Source organism: uncultured Halopseudomonas sp. (assembly GCF_963977355.1).
Taxonomy (GTDB): Bacteria; Pseudomonadota; Gammaproteobacteria; order Pseudomonadales; family Pseudomonadaceae; genus Halopseudomonas.
The window spans coordinates 47,375-65,916 of record NZ_CAXBOV010000024.1 but is presented as its reverse complement, the minus strand read 5'-3'; the positions used below and the strand labels follow the sequence as shown (position 1 = coordinate 65,916).

15 protein-coding genes and 1 pseudogene are annotated in these 18,542 nt (G+C 49.3%); 4 read left to right on the top strand and 12 right to left on the bottom strand.

The genetic code is table 11. The annotated features are described in order from the left end of the window. The 4 genes and pseudogenes from AAC076_RS13510 to pgi all read left to right on the top strand — a co-directional run. Window positions 1–209, top strand: a pseudogene (locus AAC076_RS13510) (hypothetical protein); the annotation flags it as partial. Between the two features lie 51 nt (window positions 210–260). Continuing rightward, on the top strand, window positions 261–1,151 hold the full coding sequence (galU, locus tag AAC076_RS13505; RefSeq protein WP_339846548.1) for a UTP--glucose-1-phosphate uridylyltransferase GalU: 891 nt from the start codon (window positions 261–263) through the stop codon (window positions 1,149–1,151). A gap of 16 nt (window positions 1,152–1,167) precedes the next feature. Continuing rightward, on the top strand, window positions 1,168–2,454 hold the full coding sequence (locus tag AAC076_RS13500; RefSeq protein WP_339846546.1) for a nucleotide sugar dehydrogenase: 1,287 nt from the start codon (window positions 1,168–1,170) through the stop codon (window positions 2,452–2,454). Continuing rightward, window positions 2,451–4,118, top strand: a complete 1,668-nt coding sequence (gene pgi, locus AAC076_RS13495) for a glucose-6-phosphate isomerase (protein ID WP_339846544.1) — start codon at window positions 2,451–2,453, stop codon at window positions 4,116–4,118. Before AAC076_RS13500 ends, pgi begins: the two co-directional genes overlap by 4 nt. Window positions 4,119–4,249: 131 nt before the next feature. Here pgi and AAC076_RS13490 read toward each other — a convergent pair whose 3' ends face one another. The 12 genes from AAC076_RS13490 to cysN form a co-directional block, all read right to left on the bottom strand. Beyond that, on the bottom strand, window positions 4,250–5,665 hold the full coding sequence (locus AAC076_RS13490) for an undecaprenyl-phosphate glucose phosphotransferase (RefSeq protein WP_339846542.1): 1,416 nt from the start codon (window positions 5,663–5,665) through the stop codon (window positions 4,250–4,252). An 81-nt stretch (window positions 5,666–5,746) separates the two neighbouring features. Continuing rightward, entirely contained in the window at window positions 5,747–7,513 is a 1,767-nt protein-coding gene (locus tag AAC076_RS13485; protein WP_339846540.1) for an SLC13 family permease, read from the bottom strand. A 13-nt stretch (window positions 7,514–7,526) separates the two neighbouring features. Continuing rightward, window positions 7,527–8,840, bottom strand: coding sequence for a flippase (locus AAC076_RS13480; RefSeq protein WP_339846538.1), 1,314 nt, complete (start codon window positions 8,838–8,840; stop codon window positions 7,527–7,529). Continuing rightward, entirely contained in the window at window positions 8,840–9,724 is an 885-nt protein-coding gene (gene rfbD, locus AAC076_RS13475) for a dTDP-4-dehydrorhamnose reductase (protein ID WP_339846536.1), read from the bottom strand. Before rfbD ends, AAC076_RS13480 begins: the two co-directional genes overlap by 1 nt. Before the next feature lie 2 nt (window positions 9,725–9,726). Next, a complete protein-coding gene (gene rfbC / locus AAC076_RS13470) occupies window positions 9,727–10,269 on the bottom strand; it encodes a dTDP-4-dehydrorhamnose 3,5-epimerase (protein WP_339846534.1) in 543 nt (180 codons plus the stop codon). Beyond that, entirely contained in the window at window positions 10,266–11,144 is an 879-nt protein-coding gene (gene rfbA, locus AAC076_RS13465; RefSeq protein WP_339846533.1) for a glucose-1-phosphate thymidylyltransferase RfbA, read from the bottom strand. The genes rfbC and rfbA overlap by 4 nt, the downstream gene beginning before the upstream one ends. Window positions 11,145–11,183: 39 nt before the next feature. After that, a complete protein-coding gene (gene rfbB / locus AAC076_RS13460) occupies window positions 11,184–12,248 on the bottom strand; it encodes a dTDP-glucose 4,6-dehydratase (protein ID WP_339846532.1) in 1,065 nt (354 codons plus the stop codon). Window positions 12,249–12,262: 14 nt separating this feature from the next. Then, the gene (locus tag AAC076_RS13455; protein ID WP_339846530.1) at window positions 12,263–13,375 is read right to left on the bottom strand and encodes a DUF1972 domain-containing protein; all 1,113 of its coding nucleotides are present in this window, start codon (window positions 13,373–13,375) and stop codon (window positions 12,263–12,265) included. Beyond that, a complete protein-coding gene (locus AAC076_RS13450) occupies window positions 13,368–14,354 on the bottom strand; it encodes a sulfotransferase (protein ID WP_339846529.1) in 987 nt (328 codons plus the stop codon). The genes AAC076_RS13455 and AAC076_RS13450 overlap by 8 nt, the downstream gene beginning before the upstream one ends. Before the next feature lies 1 nt (window position 14,355). Further along, a complete protein-coding gene (locus AAC076_RS13445; RefSeq protein WP_339846528.1) occupies window positions 14,356–15,552 on the bottom strand; it encodes a glycosyltransferase family 4 protein in 1,197 nt (398 codons plus the stop codon). Window positions 15,553–15,820: 268 nt separating this feature from the next. Beyond that, window positions 15,821–17,068, bottom strand: a complete 1,248-nt coding sequence (locus tag AAC076_RS13440; RefSeq protein ID WP_339846526.1) for a hypothetical protein — start codon at window positions 17,066–17,068, stop codon at window positions 15,821–15,823. Window positions 17,069–17,126: 58 nt separating this feature from the next. Then, on the bottom strand, window positions 17,127–18,539 hold the full coding sequence (gene cysN / locus AAC076_RS13435) for a sulfate adenylyltransferase subunit CysN (protein WP_339846524.1): 1,413 nt from the start codon (window positions 18,537–18,539) through the stop codon (window positions 17,127–17,129). Window positions 18,540–18,542: the final 3 nt, after the last annotated feature.

Genomic DNA, 18,542 nt, shown 5'->3' with positions numbered 1-18,542 from the left:
GCGATGGTCTGCCCCTGCGCCCTGTGCTGCAGCCTGGGGATCGGGTGCGCATCGTCAAGGGTCCGTTCAGCGAGCTTGAGGCCATCTTCGCAAGGCAGGATGGCACGGAACGTGCTGTGCTGTTATTGAACCTGCTACATCGCCAGCAGCACATGAAAGTGCCTCTGCACGCTATCGAGCCAATGGAAAGGTTAACCAGAGTTGGCTGAAGCTGAGCTTTACCGCACTTAAATACTGTCTAAAATCAATGGGTTTCCGCAATGTCAGTAAGAAAAGCCATACTTCCAGTCGCCGGTCTCGGCACACGTTTTTTACCCGCGAGCAAAGCTATCCCCAAGGAAATGATCACCGTGGTAGACAAGCCGGTGATCCAGTACGTGGTCGAGGAGGCCATCGCCGCAGGCATCAAGGAGATCGTGCTGGTTAACCACTCGGCCAAGCGGGCCATTGAAGATCACTTTGACGTCCACTACGAACTGGAAACTGAACTGGCTAACCGTGGCAAGGACGAGCTTCTCAAGGTTCTGCGCTCCATTTTGCCGGCAGATGTGCGGGTCATCAGTGTACGCCAAGGCAAGCCTCTGGGTCTGGGTCACGCGGTGCTATGTGCCAGAGAGGTGGTGGGCGATGCGCCATTTGCCGTGATGCTGCCCGATGTGCTGGTAGACGATTATTTTCAGCCAGCCGGCAGTGAACCTGATTTGGCCACCATGGTGCGCCATTTTGGTGCAACAAAGCATTCACAGATCATGGTCGAGCAAGTCCCCATGGATAAGGTGTCCCAGTACGGTGTTGTTGCACTGGATGGCACTCCACCATCGGCGGGTGAAAGCGGCGCCATGACCGGCGTGGTGGAAAAACCAGCCCAGGCCGACGCGCCGTCTGACCTGGCGGTAGTGGGTCGGTACGTATTGCCTGCACGTATTTTCGACTTGCTGGAAACTACCCAACCGGGTGCCGGCAACGAAATTCAGCTCACCGACGCCATCGATGCCTTGATGCGTGAACAGACTGTGGATGCCTACCGCATGCAGGGCAAGACCTATGACTGCGGAAGCAAGATCGGCTACCTGCAGGCCACCCTGGCGTATGCATTGCGCCATCCTCAGGTGGGTGATGAATTTGCCCAATTAATCCGCACGTACAACTGACCGAGGCCAGACTGCCATGCATCTGGATGTATACGGTGACACCCTTTGCGCGCTGGTGACAGCCGCGGTCCTGGCGTCGGTTGGCCACGACGTGACGCTACGTTTGCCCTACGGCCGCGTACGTGAACGCGTGCTCGCTAATCATGCAGCCTACAGTGAACCGGGCTTGCGCAAATTGATCAGCAGTGAGCACACGGCCGGGCGTTTGAGTTTTTCCGAGTTCAGTACTCTCCCGGACAATAAAAGCCGCGCGGTTTTTCTGGCTCTGAATACCGGTGATGAAACCACCGCCCAGAATATTGTCCAGCGTTTGACTCAGGAGCCTGATCGGTGCTGGCTGATCGTAAACCAGTCGCCATTTCCGGTGGGTTTCACCGAGTTGTTGCAGTCACGCATCAAGCTGGAAACGCCGGAAAACACCAGCACAGTCGTGTGCTTGCCGGACTTTTTACAAGAGGGCTCGGCGGTAGATGGCCTGCGTAAACCAACACAGATGATCCTCGGCTGTAGCGACGGTCATGCGGAGCTGAAGGTAAAGGAAATTTTCCGACCTTTCAGCCGCGAAGCTGACCGTTTCCTGGTCATGACCGAACGCGAGGCTGAATTCACCAAGCTCACCATCACCGGCATGCTGGTGACCCGAATCAGTTTTATGAACGATATGGCCAATCTGGCCGACTCCCTCGGGGTCGATATTGAGCACGTGCGCCAGGGCGTAGCTGCAGACCCACGCATTGGGACCGCCTATTTATACCCGGGTGTCGGTTTTGGCGGCCCAGGCTTTGCCACCAACGTGGTGAATCTCGTCGATACGCTGGAAGCCAGCGGCGTTGGTTCGGATTTGCTGAACGAAGTGCTGGAAATCAACGAGCGTCAGAAGGACCTGCTGTTCCGCAAACTCTGGAAGCATTACCGTACCGACCTAAAGGGACGCACCATCGGTATCTGGGGCGCGGCCTTCAAGCCGGGTACGGGTCGTATCGATAACGCACCGGTGCTGCGGGTACTGGAGGCACTATGGGCTCAGGGTGCGCGTGTGCAGATCCACGATCCTGAGGCGATCCCCGCGCTACTCGAGCACTATGGTAGCCGCGCCGACCTGGTCAGCGCCAGCAACCCCTATACTGCTGCCGAAGGGGCCGACGGGCTCATGATTCTTACCCACTGGCAGCAGTATGGCAGCCCGGATTTCGAGCGCCTCAAACGTGTTATGCGGTTCCCGGTTTTACTCGACGGGCGCAATATTTATGATCCCGCTACCGTGCGGGAATATGGCTTTACCTACTACGGAGTCGGCCGATGAACGCCTTCAAGGCAGTACCGGACACGGGCAGTACGGCTATCCAGAACGCCTGGGCTGAGTTGAGTGCTGAAGCCAAACGCCTGGAAAATATGCATCTATCCGAGATGTTTAAAGCTGATCCTGAAAGGTTCAAAAGTCTTAATTCTCAACACGGCCCCATACTGCTGGACTACAGCAAGCAGCGGCTTGACGCCGCCGCGCTGGAGAAGCTTGGCGGCCTGGCTGATGCCTGTGAGTTGAAGAGCTGGATCGAGCGGCTTTTCAGCGCCGAGCCGATCAACAACACTGAAAACCGGGCAGCAATGCACTGGGCCTTGCGCGTGCCTGCTGACACCTCGCTGCAGGACCCGGAACCCGGTGTATTCGGCAGCGTACAAGCGCAGCTGGAAAAGATGGGTGGCATGGTCCGTAAGATTCACAATGGCCAGTGGCGGGGTATGACCGGTGAGGTAATTACCGATGTGGTAAATATCGGGGTAGGGGGGTCAGATCTCGGTCCGTTGATGGTCAGCCGTGCCCTCAATGATTCCACCCTGGTTCGGGACAAGCCTCTGGGAATTCACTTTGCCTCCTCCATGGACGGCAGTCAGCTGGCTCAGTTGCTCAAATATCTCAAACCACAGAATACGTTGTTTATTGTATCGTCCAAGTCCTTTACTACCGTTGATACCTTGTATAACGCCAACACTGCCAAGGTGTGGCTGGAGCGCAGCCTGGGTGGTGGGGATGAACTGATGCACTGCCACTTCATTGGCGTCTCATCAGCCGAACAGAAAATGAACGACTGGGGCATTCACACAGAAAACCAGCTGAAGATATGGGACTGGGTCGGCGGGCGCTATTCGCTCTGGTCCTGTATCGGTCTGCCGGTAGCGCTGCGCATTGGAATGATCGGCTTCAAACAGTTACTTGAAGGTGCGCATTTGATGGATAACCATTTTCGCAGTGCGCCCTGGGAGAGCAACATACCGGTATTGATGGCCATGATTGGCGTCTGGAACACCAACTGTCTGAACATCAATGCCCATGCGATACTGCCCTACGATGGCCGACTGGAAAAACTGCCGGCTTATCTTGAACAGCTCGAGATGGAATCCAACGGCAAGTCGGTTACCCGTGATGGTCAGATGGTCCAGACGCATACCTGCCCGGTTCTCTGGGGAGAAGTGGGACCAAACGCTCAGCACGCTTTCTACCAGTTGCTGCACCAGGGTACAGAGGTGGTCACCTGTGACTTCATCGCCCCCGCATTGCGCTACCACGAGGCCATGCATAACGGTGACTCCGAAGAGCTGGTACGCCAGCACGAACTGGCCCTGGCCAACTGCCTGGCGCAATCCCGTTTGCTGGCACTAGGTGAGGACGCGCTGAAAGGCGAGGGGGAACTGCCAGACTACAAGCGCTACCGCGGTAACCAGCCGAGCTCTACCATCCTCTTGAAGGAGCTCAGCCCTTTCAGCCTAGGTGCCATGATCGCCGCCTATGAGCACAAGGTATTCGCTCAATCGGTAATCTGGGGCATCAACCCCTTTGACCAGTGGGGCGTGGAGATGGGCAAGAAGATCGCCACAGAAACCCTGGGAGTAATTCGCAACGAATCCGAACCCGAATACCCCCTCGACAGCTCAACCAATGGTCTGATCGACTTCATCAAGAACCAGTAACCTCATCCTAGAAACAAAAAAGGCCGAGCAATCGCCCGGCCTATCTTTCCCCTACCACGCCCTTCTTTCCCGCTACTCACTACCGTCATTCCCGCGCACGCGGGAACCCATTTTGACTTTGACCTTGCCCCTCAATAAGCATTCTTATTAATAAACCCTTTGAAAATCGTCAAAAACACAATCTTCAAATCCAGCAACAACGACCAGTGCCTTATATAGTCCAGGTCACACTCAACCCGCTTGCGCATCTTGTCCAGCGTGTCCGTCTCACCGCGCCAGCCATTCACCTGAGCCCAGCCAGTGATCCCAGGCTTCACCTTGTGCCGTAGCATGTAACCACTGATCAACTTGCGATACTCCTCGTTGTGCGCGACCGCATGGGGGCGGGGGCCGACGATGGACATCTCGCCACGCAACACGTTCAGAAACTGCGGTAACTCATCCAGCGACGTACGCCTCAGGAAGGCGCCAAACGGGGTGATTCGATCATCGCCCTGGGTCGCCTGTCTGATCTTGCCGCCGTTCTCCATCACCTTCATGCTTCGGAATTTCCAGACCTCAATGGGCTTGCCATCAATACCATAACGCTGCTGTTTGAAGAGCGCTGGCCCACGGGAAGTCATGCGCACACAAAAGCCGATAAACAGCATGGGTATCGCAATAATTGCCAGAATGATTATTGAAAGAGCGATGTCCTCAATACGCTTGATAATACGATTAGAGCCATCCATTGGCGTATCAAAAATACTGATACTAGGAAGTCCGTTGATACTCTCGCTGCGGGCATGCAGCAGATCAAATACAAACACGTCGGGAATCAGGTAAACAGAAGCGGTCGTATCACTGAGCTCATCCAGCAAACGCCGAATCTTTTCTTCTGCGCGCATGGGCAATGTGATGTATACCTTGTCGATCATGCCCGCACGCGCATCTCGTACCATAGCCTGCATGGTGCCGCGCACAGTAATGCTAAGATCTCCCTCGGTCAGTTTGACCGGGTCGTTGGACTTGTCATCATAAAAACCAACCAGGTTGAGTCCCATCCAGGGGCTGGCAATGATGTTATCTGCCAATCGCCGCCCAAGTTCGCCTGCTCCCGCTATGGCCACAGTACGAGTGTTATAGCCATTCGCACGCAGCCGCCGCATCGCAAACCGAAAGAAAATCCGATAGCTAAGCAGGCCCACCAGACCAATCACGAACCACAGTATTCGGTCTGTATCCGGCAGCCGACTATTCTGGAAGATAAAATAATCCGCGATGAACATCCCGGCAAAGGCGGCAGCCCAGTTACCAGCAACCTTGCGCAGTTCAACGAGGCTATGCTCGCCACGCCATGAGCCGTAAAGGCGGCTGAAGTCGTTTATCAGATAGAACAGAAACAATGTGACCAACAGGCTAATCCAGTGATCAGGGTGCTGTCGGGTGCCTTGCCAGAGCAGTGCGGTTACAAAGGCAACGCCGATAACGAAGAGGTCCAGCCAACGATGCAGGACCGCCAGGAAAGGCTCATTGGAACGGATGATCCCGTTGTTACGGTTTAACATTTAGGTGTTTACCTCAAAAACAGGCTGACTATTCACGGTTGAATGATCAACAGACCAGGAGAACAACTTGCTTCGTCTAATTCAAAACGCCCAGATGAGCGGGATCAATATTACAGATGAAGTTCCAATCAGTGCGCTTAACGGAACACCAATTCTTAGATAGTCGGTAAATTTGTAACGGCCCGGGCCATAGACCATCAGATTGGTCTGATAGCCCAGGGGCGTTATAAAGCTGGCAGAGGCGGCAAACATGATGGCGATGACGAAAGGAAGATAATTGACTCCCAGAAGTTCAGCCACCGCCATTGCGATCGGAAACATCAGCACAGCAGCTGCATTATTGGTAATTATCTCGGTGAAGAAGACCGTCAAAGCGTAAATGCCCGCCAGTGCCAGCCAGGGGGATATGCTCTCGCTTGAGACGATGAGCCCAGCGATGGACTGAGCTGCTCCAGTCACCGTCATCGCGTTGCCCAGTGCGAAAGAGGCGGCTATTACAATGAGTACTGGCAGATCGATGTAACGCCTGGCTTTCCCCGCGGTGATGCAGCGCGTAGCCACCATGGCGCCGGCTGCGATAAAAGCGGCTTCCATGATGGGAAGCAGGCCGAACGCACTAATCAGCACCATCGACAACAATATGCCCAAGGCCAGGGGCGCCTTGCGAAAGTCGGGCGGAGTAGAGTCGTTCAGGGCACTGACCAACAGAAAGTCCCTGCGGAATCGGTATTGTTCGGCAAACTGCTGGCTTGCTTCAAGCAACAGGGTGTCGCCTACCCGGAATTGGATATCGCCGAGTTTGCCTGGGATCCTGTTTCCCTCCCTGGAAACCGATAGGATCACTGCATTGAAGCGAGTGCGGAACTTGGATTCGCGCACTGTCTTGTTCAGGGCAGGAAACTCGGAGCCTAAGACCACTTCGACAATGCAACGTTGGTGATTGGCAATAGCCAGCTTGTGAACGCTGCCGTTGGCAGGCTTCAAGCCCTGAATGCGCCGAAGCTCGGTAGCGCACTCGGGTGCGCCAATAAAGTAAAGCTTGTCACCTGCCTGCAGCGTACGGTCAGGTTCTACTGCGGTAATAAGCCGGCCCTGGCGATCAATCTCGGTCAGATAGCCATAGGTCAGGCTGCGCAAGCCTGCCTGAGAAATGGTCTTGCCAACCAGCGGCCCAGGCGATTCCACCTCGACTTCCACGCCGTATTCCCGCACCTGCTCCAGCTGCTCGGTTACACCCCCACGATTGGGCAGAAGCTGGTCAGCAAAAAGGACCAGGAAAGCAACTCCGATACACAACAGCGGCACACCCAGCCAGGCCAGTTCGAACAGTCCAAGGTGCGTTCCTGTTTTACTCTGCAGCAGTCCATCAACAACCAGGTTAGTACTAGTACCAATCAGCGTGCAGGTGCCGCCCAGAATGGTGGCGTAGCTGAGAGGCAGTAATAGCTTGGAAGGTGAAATACGCAGCCGTGCAGCCCAGTCCTGAATGGCGGGAATGAACATAGCCACAACTGTTGTATTGTTCATGAAGGCACTGAGTAGACCAGTGGGCAGCAGCATCCGAACTTGTGCTCCCCGTACAGATTTCGGCTGCCCCAGCAGACGTGATGCGACCCATTGAACGGCACCCGTTTCCTTGAGCCCGGCTGCGACCACATAGAGGGTAGCGATGGTAATGACACCGGTGTTTGCAAAGCCAGCCAGAGCTTGCGGGGCACTGAGAATCCCACTGATGACTAGAAAGGCCAGAGCGCCCATCAAAACGAGGTCGGCAGGGATGCGTGTTGCTGCAAGCGAAACGAGTACCACCCCAACCGTGATCAGAGTGAAAATGGCGTTTAATTCCAAGTTAGGAACTCCGTCAGAGCTTACGCCAAAAAGCGAGGGTGTTGAAGCCTAATAATCTATTGACTTGATATACCCCTAAGATACTACGGGAGCTCACAGCACAAGTTGTGGCAATAGCCCCGCCTAAGATGCCGTGAGTTGGTATTAATAAGACGCCAAGGATAACGCCTAATATAGCTCCCAAGAAAACGTTCAAGCGAAGCTCTCTTTCATGGCCAGTCATGCTTAGCAAAATATCAACGGATCCCGCTGCTATGTTAATAAACTGCCCAGCAGCTAAAATAATTAAAATGTTTGCGGCACCTTTAAAGTCTTCGCCAAATAACCCCATTAGCCATTCTGGGAAAATAAATATAAAACCGATGGCGGGAACTGCCGCTACCAGAAGTAAGCGTGCCGAAAGTAAAGCAATACGGCGCAGGCCTTCAGTGTCACCTTTGCTATACATCATGGCAAATTTAGGTGCAGCAATTGCGTTTATCGCAATTAATACAAAGCTTGTGAGCATTGCAGTGCGTTGAGCTGTAGTGAATAGTGCTACATCTGTACTAGTCGCCCACACCCCAATCATCAACTGAGAGGACCATTGTATTACCTGTGTCAATACGGTTACGCCCCACAGAGGTAAACAACTGGCGAGAATTGTTTTTGAGGCGAAGGCTGTTCGTGTAGAAGATCTGGGAGAACTAATCAGCCACCAGTAATAACTGATCGAAACAGCAATGCCGCATGCGCCTAGGTAAATCCACGCCGTAAGGATGGCTGTGTTAATTGGGAATATCAGGATGCAAAATAGGATGCTGAAAGGGACAACAATATTTAGTGTGATCATTCCCTTAGCGATTTTTTTTAGTCCCTGCAGGGCAAAGGTATTAATTGTATAAATCGCTGAAAAGGGGATTGCTAGAGCGGTCACGATTAAAACTTCATAAAATCCCGGTTGTTTGAATATGTAGGTGCTGATAGGCTTTGCGAGATAAATTAGTAGTCCAGATGTGAGCAGACTCAAAACAGTTGACCAAACAAGAGCCTTTCTATAGATACCATGTACTTTGTCTGGTTGTGAGGTGCTAGAAATAAAGCGGATTAGGCTATTATCCAGGCCCATGCGCGCAAAAGCGGCTAAGATAAAGGTAAGAGTAAATCCAAGAAAAAATAAACCCGCTTCATTTGCGCCCAGCTTTCGCGCAATAACCACGTTCATAAAAAAAACACCACCTGCAGCTAACACCTTTATGAACAAGGCGGTCACGCTACCTACAAGCATTTCTCTAGTGTGTGGTTCGCTTACAAATTGAGCAAGCTGAACTATTTTGTTTTTTAACATTACTTTGTTCTGCTTAACTCTATAAGGACTAAATTAAGGTCATCAGCCCAATCAGATTGTGGGATATCAAAGGTGTCGAATAATTTGCTGCAGTCTAAAGTGGAAAATGCTGGGCGCTTTGCGGGTGTAGGGTAGTCTACGGTCTTAATAGGTGAAAGTAGAGGTTTTCGGGAAGTTAAACCGAGGGGGTGGGCCAGCTCAAAAATCGTTGTGGCAAATTCAAACCAAGTGCACGCAGGCCAACCGCTATAATGATAAATGCCCCAAGGTAACGTGCCTTTATCTCGGTAATGTGAAGCAAGACGCCAAAGTGTCTGGGCTATGCTTGCTGCAGAGGTGGGGCTTCCTTCCTGGTCATCTACAATTGATAGCGCATCACGATCTTGCCCAAGGCGAATCATTGTTTTAACAAAGTTGTTTCCATGAGCGCCGAAAACCCAGCTAGTTCGGACTACTAAATGTCGAAAACAGGTTGCAGCGAGAATTTCTTCACCAGCTAGCTTGCTAAGACCATATAATCCTGTGGGATTAGTTATATCATCTTCTTTGTAAGCATTTTGGGCTCCGCCGTCGAATACGTAATCCGTGGAAATATGAAAGAATGGAATCCCTAAACTCTCAGCTATAGTGGCTAAATTAGCCACACCATCTCGATTGACTGCATAGGCACTATCCTGTTCGTTTTCGGCTTTGTCTACAGCAGTGTAGGCAGCCGCGTTAATGATTAAATCAGGATTCAATTGTTCTACTGACTTTTTTATCTGAAATGGACTAGTAATATCCAGTTCCCTAGAACTAAAACCATGAGCTTCAAAGCCATATGGAGCCAGCCGAACTAGCTCATAACCCACCTGCCCACCAGCCCCGGTAATTAAAACTCGCATACTCAGAGATCCTTATGCAGTAAGCGCTGGAGCGTCGGGTTATTCTGGTCCTTGGCGGACAATTGGGGCGCCTCTATCGGCCAGGGGATGCGGACGTCCGGATCATTCCACAACAGCCCACCTTCGTCGTCCGGAAAATAATAATCAGTACATTTATACTGAAAGTCCGCCACGTCGCTCAGTACACAGAAGCCGTGAGCGTATCCCGGCGGTACCCAAAGCTGCTTGTTGTTTTCATCGTTAAGTTCTATGCCAACGTACCGTCCGCAAGTAGGTGACGCCGGATCAACGTCGACAGCCACGTCGTATACCGAACCTCTGCTAACACGAACAAGTTTGCCCTGAGGTCGAGTACGTTGAAAATGCAGACCTCGTAAAACGCCTCGAGCGGAACGCGAGTGATTGTCCTGCACAAAAGGTAATGCGATACCGACCTCGGCATAGCGCTCTACCTGAAAGGTTTCACAGAAGAAGCCCCGGTGATCACCGAATACCTTCGGCTCAATAATCAGAACACTGGGCAAGCAGGTTTCGATAACTTTCATCTGCCTTGCTCCTGTTCCAGGAGTCGCAGCAAATACTGACCATATCCCGTTTTGCTCAAGGCTTTCGCTTGTTCAGCCAGCTTTTCCGTGCTCAACCAACCCTGGTTGTAGGCGATTTCTTCAAGGCAGGCGACCTTGAGACCCTGGCGGGATTCGATCGTCTGTACGAAGTGGCCGGCCTCCATCAGTGACTCATGGGTGCCGGTATCAAGCCAGGCGAATCCACGGCCAAGGTTGCTGACATGCAGATCGCCGCGTTGAAGATAGGCATTGTTCACATCAGTAATTTCAAGTTCGCCGCGGTGCGAAGGTTTGACGTTTTTTGCTATGTTAACCACGTCATTGTCGTAGAAATATAACCCGGTCACAGCATAATTGGACTTTGGATTCGTGGGCTTCTCTTCAATCGATATGGCTTTTGAATTGGCATCAAACTCAACAACGCCGAAGCGTTCAGGGTCATTAACGTGATAACCGAAAACAGTAGCACCTGTGGTGCGACTTGCGGCTTCCCGCAGCATAGCGCTGAATCCATAGCCATAGAAAATATTGTCGCCAAGAATCAGGCAGACATTGCTGTCGCCTATGAATTCTTCGCCAATCAGAAATGCCTGAGCGAGACCATCAGGTGAGGGCTGTTCTGCGTAGCTGAGATGTATGCCAAAATCAGAGCCGTCACCCAGTAGTTTGCGAAAGTTGGGTAAGTCCTCAGGCGTAGAGATGATCAGTACATCTTGAATACCTGCCAGCATCAACACTGACAGGGGGTAGTAAATCATCGGTTTGTCGTAAATGGGCAGCATCTGTTTGGAAACGCCACGGGTAATGGGATGCAGCCTTGTACCGGAACCGCCGGCCAGAATGATGCCTTTCATAAATAAATCCTTTTGGTATTGAGTCTTGAATAGAGTGGCTTATTCGCCCAGACGTGTAAGCCTGTAGTCGCCACTCAGAACGCGTTCCCACCAGTCCCGATTCTCCAGATACCATGCGACCGTTTTGCGAATCCCCGTTTCGAATGTTTCCTGTGGGACCCAGCCAAGCTCCCGCTGTATCTTGGACGCATCAATGGCGTAGCGCGCGTCATGCCCAGGCCTGTCTTTTACAAAGGTGATAAGGTCTCGATATATGGAAACACCGGCGGGTTTATTTGGAGCCAGTTCCTCAAGAAGGTCGCATATGGTCTGGACCACCTCTATATTGCGCTTTTCGTTGTGCCCACCAATATTATAGGTTTTCCCAACGACGCCTTCAGTCACTACTTGAACCAGTGCCCGAGCATGATCCTCTACATAAAGCCAATCCCTGATCTGGGAACCGTCGCCGTACACGGGCAACGGCTTGCCCGCCAAAGCATTGAGGATCACATGCGGAATGAGTTTTTCGGGAAAATGATAAGGGCCGTAGTTATTGGAGCAATTGGTCACCAGGGTCGGCAAGCCATAGGTACGTTGCCAGGCGCGTACCAAGTGGTCAGAGCTGGCTTTGGAGGCTGAATAAGGCGAGCTCGGGGCGTAAGGAGTATCTTCAGTGAACAGATCGTCCGTGCCCTCCAGGTCACCATACACCTCATCTGTGGAAATATGATGGAAACGAAATGCTGACTTTTTATCAGCGTCCAGGTTGCTCCAGTAATTGCGAGTTGCCTCCAGCAGGGTGTACGTACCTACGATATTGGTCTGGATGAACTCAGCGGGTCCGTCAATCGAACGGTCCACATGGGACTCTGCAGCCAAATGCATTACAGCAGTTGGGCGGAACTCGTTAAATACACGGCTAAGTGCTACTGCATCGCAGATATCTACGTGATAAAAGTGATAGCTGGGTGACGAAGAAATTGAGGTAAGAGACTCTAAGTTTCCGGCATAGGTCAGTTGGTCGATGTTACCGACTACATGCGTAGTATTCTGGATAAGGTGACGAACAACAGCCGAGCCTATGAATCCTGCCCCGCCGGTTACGAGAATGCGTGATGACATGAAGTTCCCTGACGTTATCTGGATGGATACCACTTAAGTAAAAGTTCTTCGTATTCACTTAGGATTTGCTCCCAGGTGAAGCGCTCCTTGAATCGCAAACGACTGGCAGCTTTCATGGCAAGCACCGCGTAGTCGTCCGTTAGCAATTTGTCAAACACAAGGGAGCAATCATCCTCGGTAGTAAAATACGCAGCCTCAGGTCCGGCTACCCAGCGGTTGAAGTGATTGTCGTGGGCAATGACAGCACAGCCTGCTCCTAATGCTTCTACTAACGACGGGTTGGTACCGCCAACCCGGTGACCATGCAAATAAAAACGAGCATAAAAGCGTAGGGCCTGAACAACGGGTGCTTCGTAGATGGCGCCCGGGAATATGACCTCTTCGCTGGCTGCATCCATCACCCTTTTGTGGAAGGCATTGAGTGTGGGTTGAAAGTTACCAAGCACAACCAGCGTGTGATTTCGTTTCTTACAACTGAATGCCCGGACCATTTCCAAAAAGGAATTTTCCGGTTCAGGGCGAGCAATGATCACAGAAAATTGTCCGGGGTCAATACCGTAGACTGAAAGCAGGTTTGGGTCAGCCTCAAGGACCTCATCCCCACCGTAGGGAATCATGCTGATCCTCTCTGGGCTGACGCGCGTAGCAAGATGTTCCTTGATTTTTGGATGGTCGGCGACCAAGTGATTGCCAACCCAGCAACCAACGCGTTCATTGAGCCAGAACCAGGTTTTGGCTATGAGGCCCCACTTATCGCGACGCCATTCGATGCCGTCCATGTTGATCACATTAGTTTGACCTTTTAAGCGCTGGAGAGTGTTAAAAATTGCGGTGTTATAGCCTAATGTTAGAAACAAGCCATCGTGTTTAAGAGAATCAGCTACGACCTTCCAATCGAAAATTATTGTACCAGCAGCTCCAGAGTTTGTAACAGGTATATGTATACGTTTAACGCCTGCCCACGAACTTTCGTACTTCCTCACTCTACTGTCTTCTTGGCAATAGACAACAACGTTCCACCCGCGCTTGACGAGATAAGGAGATAGTTTCTCCGCAAATGTCTCAAAACCGCCATGTTGAGCGGGTATACCTCGAATCCCCAGAATGTAAAGGTTCTTACTACTCATAACCGAGCTCCTTCATTATCCTGTGAAACTCCGATCTAATTTCATCAGGTAATTCAATTGGCTTTTTAGGGGATGGTAAGGTGAGGGTCTCGTTACAGTAGTCGTCAAAATTTTGATCTCTATCAAGGTCGCAAAAGTCAAGGATGTTATCTCGGATATTCTTGTCAGCCACGAACTCTTCATACTTTACAGCTAGCACACAGTCAGGATTTTCCTGAAGCAGTTTAATTCCTTGTTTCATTGTCAATATCCACTCGACAGCTGCCATCCATCTATGATCTCTATAGTCTGCGATTTTATCGGAGTATGGGGAAAGCTGTGGGTCATCTTTTACAATTTCTTGTAAAGCAAACCATTTTTGATTGTCGCGCCCCCACCAGTCGTGTGTTTCATCCTCCACTACAGTGCCTAAGCGTTTGGACCAGGTTTCTATTGAGTGGCAGGTATCCCACCCATCCCTGTAGAGAAAAAGAAATTTTGAATCAGGATGAATTCTTTTGACAGCGTGGAAGCGGAAAATCAATTCTGGATATTTATCAACCAGACGTTTGGATTTAGAAAATGTCAGGAAGTTACCGAGAATTCTGTGAGCATGGATAATTTTCGAGAGCGATATTTCGTTCGGATTGATATAGTATTGGCCAGGCCTCTTACTGTAGCTTCCAATCAGGTCTTCATTGTCAATGATATGGTTCCAATAGGCTTTTGGTTCATTGAGGAAAGCAATATCTTTGTGGATCGATAATGTTAAACCGAGAATTGTAGTGCCTGAACGGCCAGTGCCGACAATGTACAATGGCTTTACTATCTTGCGGGCAAAAGGCACTTTTTCAAAAAGTTTAAAGGTAGTAAAAACGAAGGGGTTTATCCACCGCCCTTTAGTTGTTAAGGGGCGACCTTCGAAAAAATAACATAAAAGACGAGTATAAGTCTTGCGTTTGGATAACTTTATAAATGTTTTGTCTAGCTGGGCAATCATATTATAAAACCGTTTTGTATACTTGCATGATTTTTCTGTAATGAGCTTCAGGCGAAAAACGCTCAATGGCCGATCTTCTGCCCGCCTTGCCCATCCTTTCCGCAATTATCGGATTTTGGTAAAGGTAAAGTATCCGCTCTGCCAGTTTCCGAGTGTCGCCTGGGGATACAAAGTATCCCGTGGTTCCTTCCTCTATAATTTCTGTCATGCCTCCAATTCGCGAGGCGATGACAGGGCGCTCCTCGCAAAGGCTTTCAATTAGCGTCAATCCAAATGTTTCCGCCCATATTGAGGGCGTAACGCTTGCAAAACAGCTCCCCAATAGTCTATTGATCTCAATCTTTGTGCATCGCCCTAGGAATTTTATTGATCGACCTAACCCCAGCTCATCGACAAGCTTTTGGGCTTCGGTAAGATAGTTGCCTGTGCCTGCGATGAGCAGCTTAAGTCCGTGGTGCCCACGAAGATGATGCATGGCCCTAATCAGATGCTCTATGCCCTTTACTCTTTCGACCCTTCCAAAATAAAGTAGATGCTCGCCTGTAAAATTTGATGGTATATGTTGCGAGTGGTCAATGAAATTATGGATAGTCGTTAATTTTTCTTCGGGGAATCCCATTTTGCTTATTTCTGACTTTTGGAAGTCACTTACCGTAATGAATGCATCAATTTTTTTTTGGCTTCCAGTTACGAGCGAAATGTAAGATTCAGCTGTAGTGAGCAAACTTCTACTGAGGCTGCCTCTATTGCAGGAGTTTAATAGGCAATTATAGAATTTATTGTTGACGCACGCGTAGCAGGTTTTGTCGTTACGGTGCATGGTGTAGATAGGGCAGACGAGCTTGTATTCATGTAAAGTTTGGACTATCGGTACTTGTTTCGATCTTATCGATCCTAATATTGATCCCGTCAATTTTCCGTAATAAATATGCAGATGTGCTACATCAATAGAATCTAAGTGGTATGATATTTTTTGCTTGGCTTCGCGGTTGTAAATATATTTTAAAGCATTGGTGATCGTTGGGTTATTGAAATCTATTGCGGTTGGAAGGCTACGAGTCGGTGAAGCAGAGCTTGAAAATTCTTTTACGTGGTGCCCTTTCTCAACTAAAAGAGACGTGAGTTGCTTCCAGTATATATCTGATCCGCCGATTATTAGATCGCTTTGATTAATGTTTAAAACGCTGGGTTTTTTCATGTTCAGTTTAAACGCCTACGCTTTATGGTTTTGAGGACGTGTCGGATGATTCAATTGCGGTCTTATGCTCTTTCTGGGTCCTAATTTGTGGGATATATCTATCAAGGACAGTTTATGTTGGATAAGTTAAGGTTGTTTTTTTGATAAGTCTTCGGTCTTATTTGATATTTCTGTTGCTTAATTATCGTTTTTTGGTATGTGCGGATTGTAGAGTTGTTGGTCTGCCCGCTACATACGCACCTGTTATATGTGGTTCTATGCTATTGATTCATGCATAGTTTTTCCTTTTTATGCTTGTTGCTGCAAATATTGCCAATACTACACACGGTAATGTGAAAAAAACTCCATGCCCTGATATTGCCCCTAGCAAAATAGCATTTATATATGAAATTGAGGCAGCAGTAACGTGAGTGTTCGTCGTAGGTTGTAATGTGATAAATCTTTTAATGCCATGCCCTACTAGCAAGAGGTATCCAGTAATGCCGATCAGCCCAAAAGAGAAGAAAATATCTACAACATCATTTTCAACAAATCTAAAGTTTTGTCCCAAGCTATTCCCGTATATCTGCGCATAGTTCGTGAAGCCGAATCCAAAAAATAGTTCTATCAAACCGATTTTGGGAGACAAGGTTTCTATTGCGTCAGAAATTAGGATGTCTCGTTCTCCTAATAAAGCGGAGATAGTCCCTAAGTGGTTTACCTTTTCGCTTATTTTTATGGCCCCGCTACTATATGCTGTTAGTAATTCAATAAGTTCTGTGGCGATTTTATCTAAATTGATCTGGGTCGAAAGTATCAATACAAGTAGAGGTGAAAGGGCTAGAGTTATTGCAAGCGAGTTCCACTTGTGCCTGTTGTTTGACTTAATTATCAGTGAGCTCGTTAATATTATTGCTGCAGTGATAATAAAGCTTTTTGTTCCGATAGCTAGAAAACAGAGTATGGAAATTGTAGCTATTGCTAGTTTTGCCATGAGTCTGGGTTTAACGGTGAGGAGGTAAGCCGATATGCTGCTATAAAATATTGCAAGCTCATTGTTCGCCTGAAAGTAGAATTTGTTGCCAATGCCGAATTTTTCGTAAGTGGATAATCCGATATCGAATGCTGCGCTTGAAAATATAGCGCAGGTAGTTATGGCCCACCATGATAAGCAAAACCTGTATACAAAGCTGTTTAGCTCGGATCTGTCAATGGTAGTCATTGCGAGATACGCTATCATTCCAAAGATTATGCTTCTTATAAACAAGCTGATGTCGCTAAAATAAAGCTGGTCTCTGGCTGTAAGTATCGCAAGATATAACGGTACCAAAAGTAAAAGTGGTAAGAGTTTTTTTACTGATGTGGCTGGTATGCTGCTTCGGATCAGAGTTAAAATGGCTACGACTATAAAAAAAATCGCATATATGTTGGTGATTATTTTTGTCGGTTCATATTTATATATATATCCGTTGAGTAGCTCCATTGCGGGATAACAAATAATTAGGAACTGAATAGTTTTGGCTTTATTGGCTTTCATGGAATATTATTTCTTTTTCGTTTTCTGGTGCGGCTTTTAAAGCCGCATTTGGCCTCCATTAAATCTTTATACATTCCCATTCTGGGTAGTTTTTTGTAATAAACGCGTTGAGCTCAATTTCGATTTGGGTGTATTCTTTTTGTGTGAAGTTGCCTGTTTTTTTCTTTGATTGTGCTTTTACCATGCCGGCTCCTACAGTAACATTGCTTAGTCTGTCGATGACGGCGAACGCTCCTGTATGAGGTAGCTCATTGTAGTTGTCAAATATAGCATTCTCAGTGAGCTCTACTTCGACCTGGCCAATTGAGTTGAGGTTGAGAGTAGTTTTTCCTGGCATTGTATCAAGTGTATTGACGTCTATTTCATGCCCAATATTTGTAAAATATCCCGTTGTAGCCTTGGTCCCGAGTTTGAAACCGTATTCCTTTCCTGTGATTAGCGGTTTTTCACTCATCCACACGACGTGTGCACTAAAGGCTTTCCCAACAACAGCAGGTGTTGCCGGGTTTACCAGCGTGTCCCCGCGGGAAACGTCTATCTCATCTTCCAGCGTTACCGTTATTGCTTCACCAGGAAAGGCCTCTTGTAGTTCGCCTTCGTAAGTGATGATGCTTTTCACCTTGCTTGTCTTTCCAGAGGGCAGCGTCATGACGGTGTCGCCTTGGCGTAGCACGCCACTTGCCAATGTACCGCAGAACCCACGGAAATCCAGATTGGGTCGATTCACGTATTGAACAGGGAAGCGTAGATCGGTCAGGTTTTCGTTTTCCACCAGCTCAACGCTTTCCAGGATTTCCATCAGCGTCGGGCCCTCGTACCAGGGCATGTGCTCGCTGCGGTTGACGACGTTGTCACCGTTCAAGGCCGAGACAGGCGCGAAATGCACATTGTGCAGGTCCAGTTTGTCAGCCAGCTGCTGGTATTCAAAGCGGATGTTATCGAATACATCCCGCGAGTACTCCTTCAGGTCCATCTTGTTGATGGCTACCACAATGTGTTTTATACCCAGCAGGGAGGCGATAAAGCTGTGACGACGGGTCTGTGTCTGTACGCCACGGCGGGCATCAATCAGGATGATGGCCAGGTCACAGGTAGATGCGCCGGTGGCCATATTACGGGTGTACTGCTCGTGGCCGGGGCAATCTGCAATGATGAACTTGCGTTTCTCGGTTGAGAAGTAGCGGTAAGCTACGTCAATGGTGATGCCTTGTTCACGTTCGGATTGCAGGCCGTCGACCAACAGAGCTAGATCCAGTGCCTCGCCTGCGTTGCCTACTCGTTCATTGTCCTTGTGTATAGCTGCAAGTGTGTCTTCATAGATCAGGTTGGTATCAAATAGAAGTCGACCGATGAGGGTGGACTTGCCGTCGTCGACGTTGCCGCAGGTCAGAAAACGTAACATGTCCTTGTTTTCATGCTGGTTGAGATAGGCTTCGATATCGGTTGCAATCAGATCGCTCTGGTGTGACATAAC

Excerpts from the sequence above, each read along its gene's own strand:
- galU (WP_339846548.1), top strand. The coding sequence starts at position 261 with ATGTCAGTAAGAAAAGCCATACTTCCAGTCGCCGGTCTCGGCACACGT.
- AAC076_RS13500 (WP_339846546.1), top strand. The coding sequence starts at position 1,168 with ATGCATCTGGATGTATACGGTGACACCCTTTGCGCGCTGGTGACAGCC.
- pgi (WP_339846544.1), top strand. The coding sequence starts at position 2,451 with ATGAACGCCTTCAAGGCAGTACCGGACACGGGCAGTACGGCTATCCAG.
- AAC076_RS13490 (WP_339846542.1), bottom strand. The coding sequence starts at position 5,665 with ATGTTAAACCGTAACAACGGGATCATCCGTTCCAATGAGCCTTTCCTG.
- AAC076_RS13480 (WP_339846538.1), bottom strand. The coding sequence starts at position 8,840 with ATGTTAAAAAACAAAATAGTTCAGCTTGCTCAATTTGTAAGCGAACCA.
- rfbD (WP_339846536.1), bottom strand. The coding sequence starts at position 9,724 with ATGCGAGTTTTAATTACCGGGGCTGGTGGGCAGGTGGGTTATGAGCTA.
- rfbC (WP_339846534.1), bottom strand. The coding sequence starts at position 10,269 with ATGAAAGTTATCGAAACCTGCTTGCCCAGTGTTCTGATTATTGAGCCG.
- rfbA (WP_339846533.1), bottom strand. The coding sequence starts at position 11,144 with ATGAAAGGCATCATTCTGGCCGGCGGTTCCGGTACAAGGCTGCATCCC.
- rfbB (WP_339846532.1), bottom strand. The coding sequence starts at position 12,248 with ATGTCATCACGCATTCTCGTAACCGGCGGGGCAGGATTCATAGGCTCG.
- AAC076_RS13455 (WP_339846530.1), bottom strand. The coding sequence starts at position 13,375 with ATGAGTAGTAAGAACCTTTACATTCTGGGGATTCGAGGTATACCCGCT.
- AAC076_RS13450 (WP_339846529.1), bottom strand. The coding sequence starts at position 14,354 with ATGATTGCCCAGCTAGACAAAACATTTATAAAGTTATCCAAACGCAAG.
- AAC076_RS13445 (WP_339846528.1), bottom strand. The coding sequence starts at position 15,552 with ATGAAAAAACCCAGCGTTTTAAACATTAATCAAAGCGATCTAATAATC.
- AAC076_RS13440 (WP_339846526.1), bottom strand. The coding sequence starts at position 17,068 with ATGAAAGCCAATAAAGCCAAAACTATTCAGTTCCTAATTATTTGTTAT.
- cysN (WP_339846524.1), bottom strand. The coding sequence starts at position 18,539 with ATGTCACACCAGAGCGATCTGATTGCAACCGATATCGAAGCCTATCTC.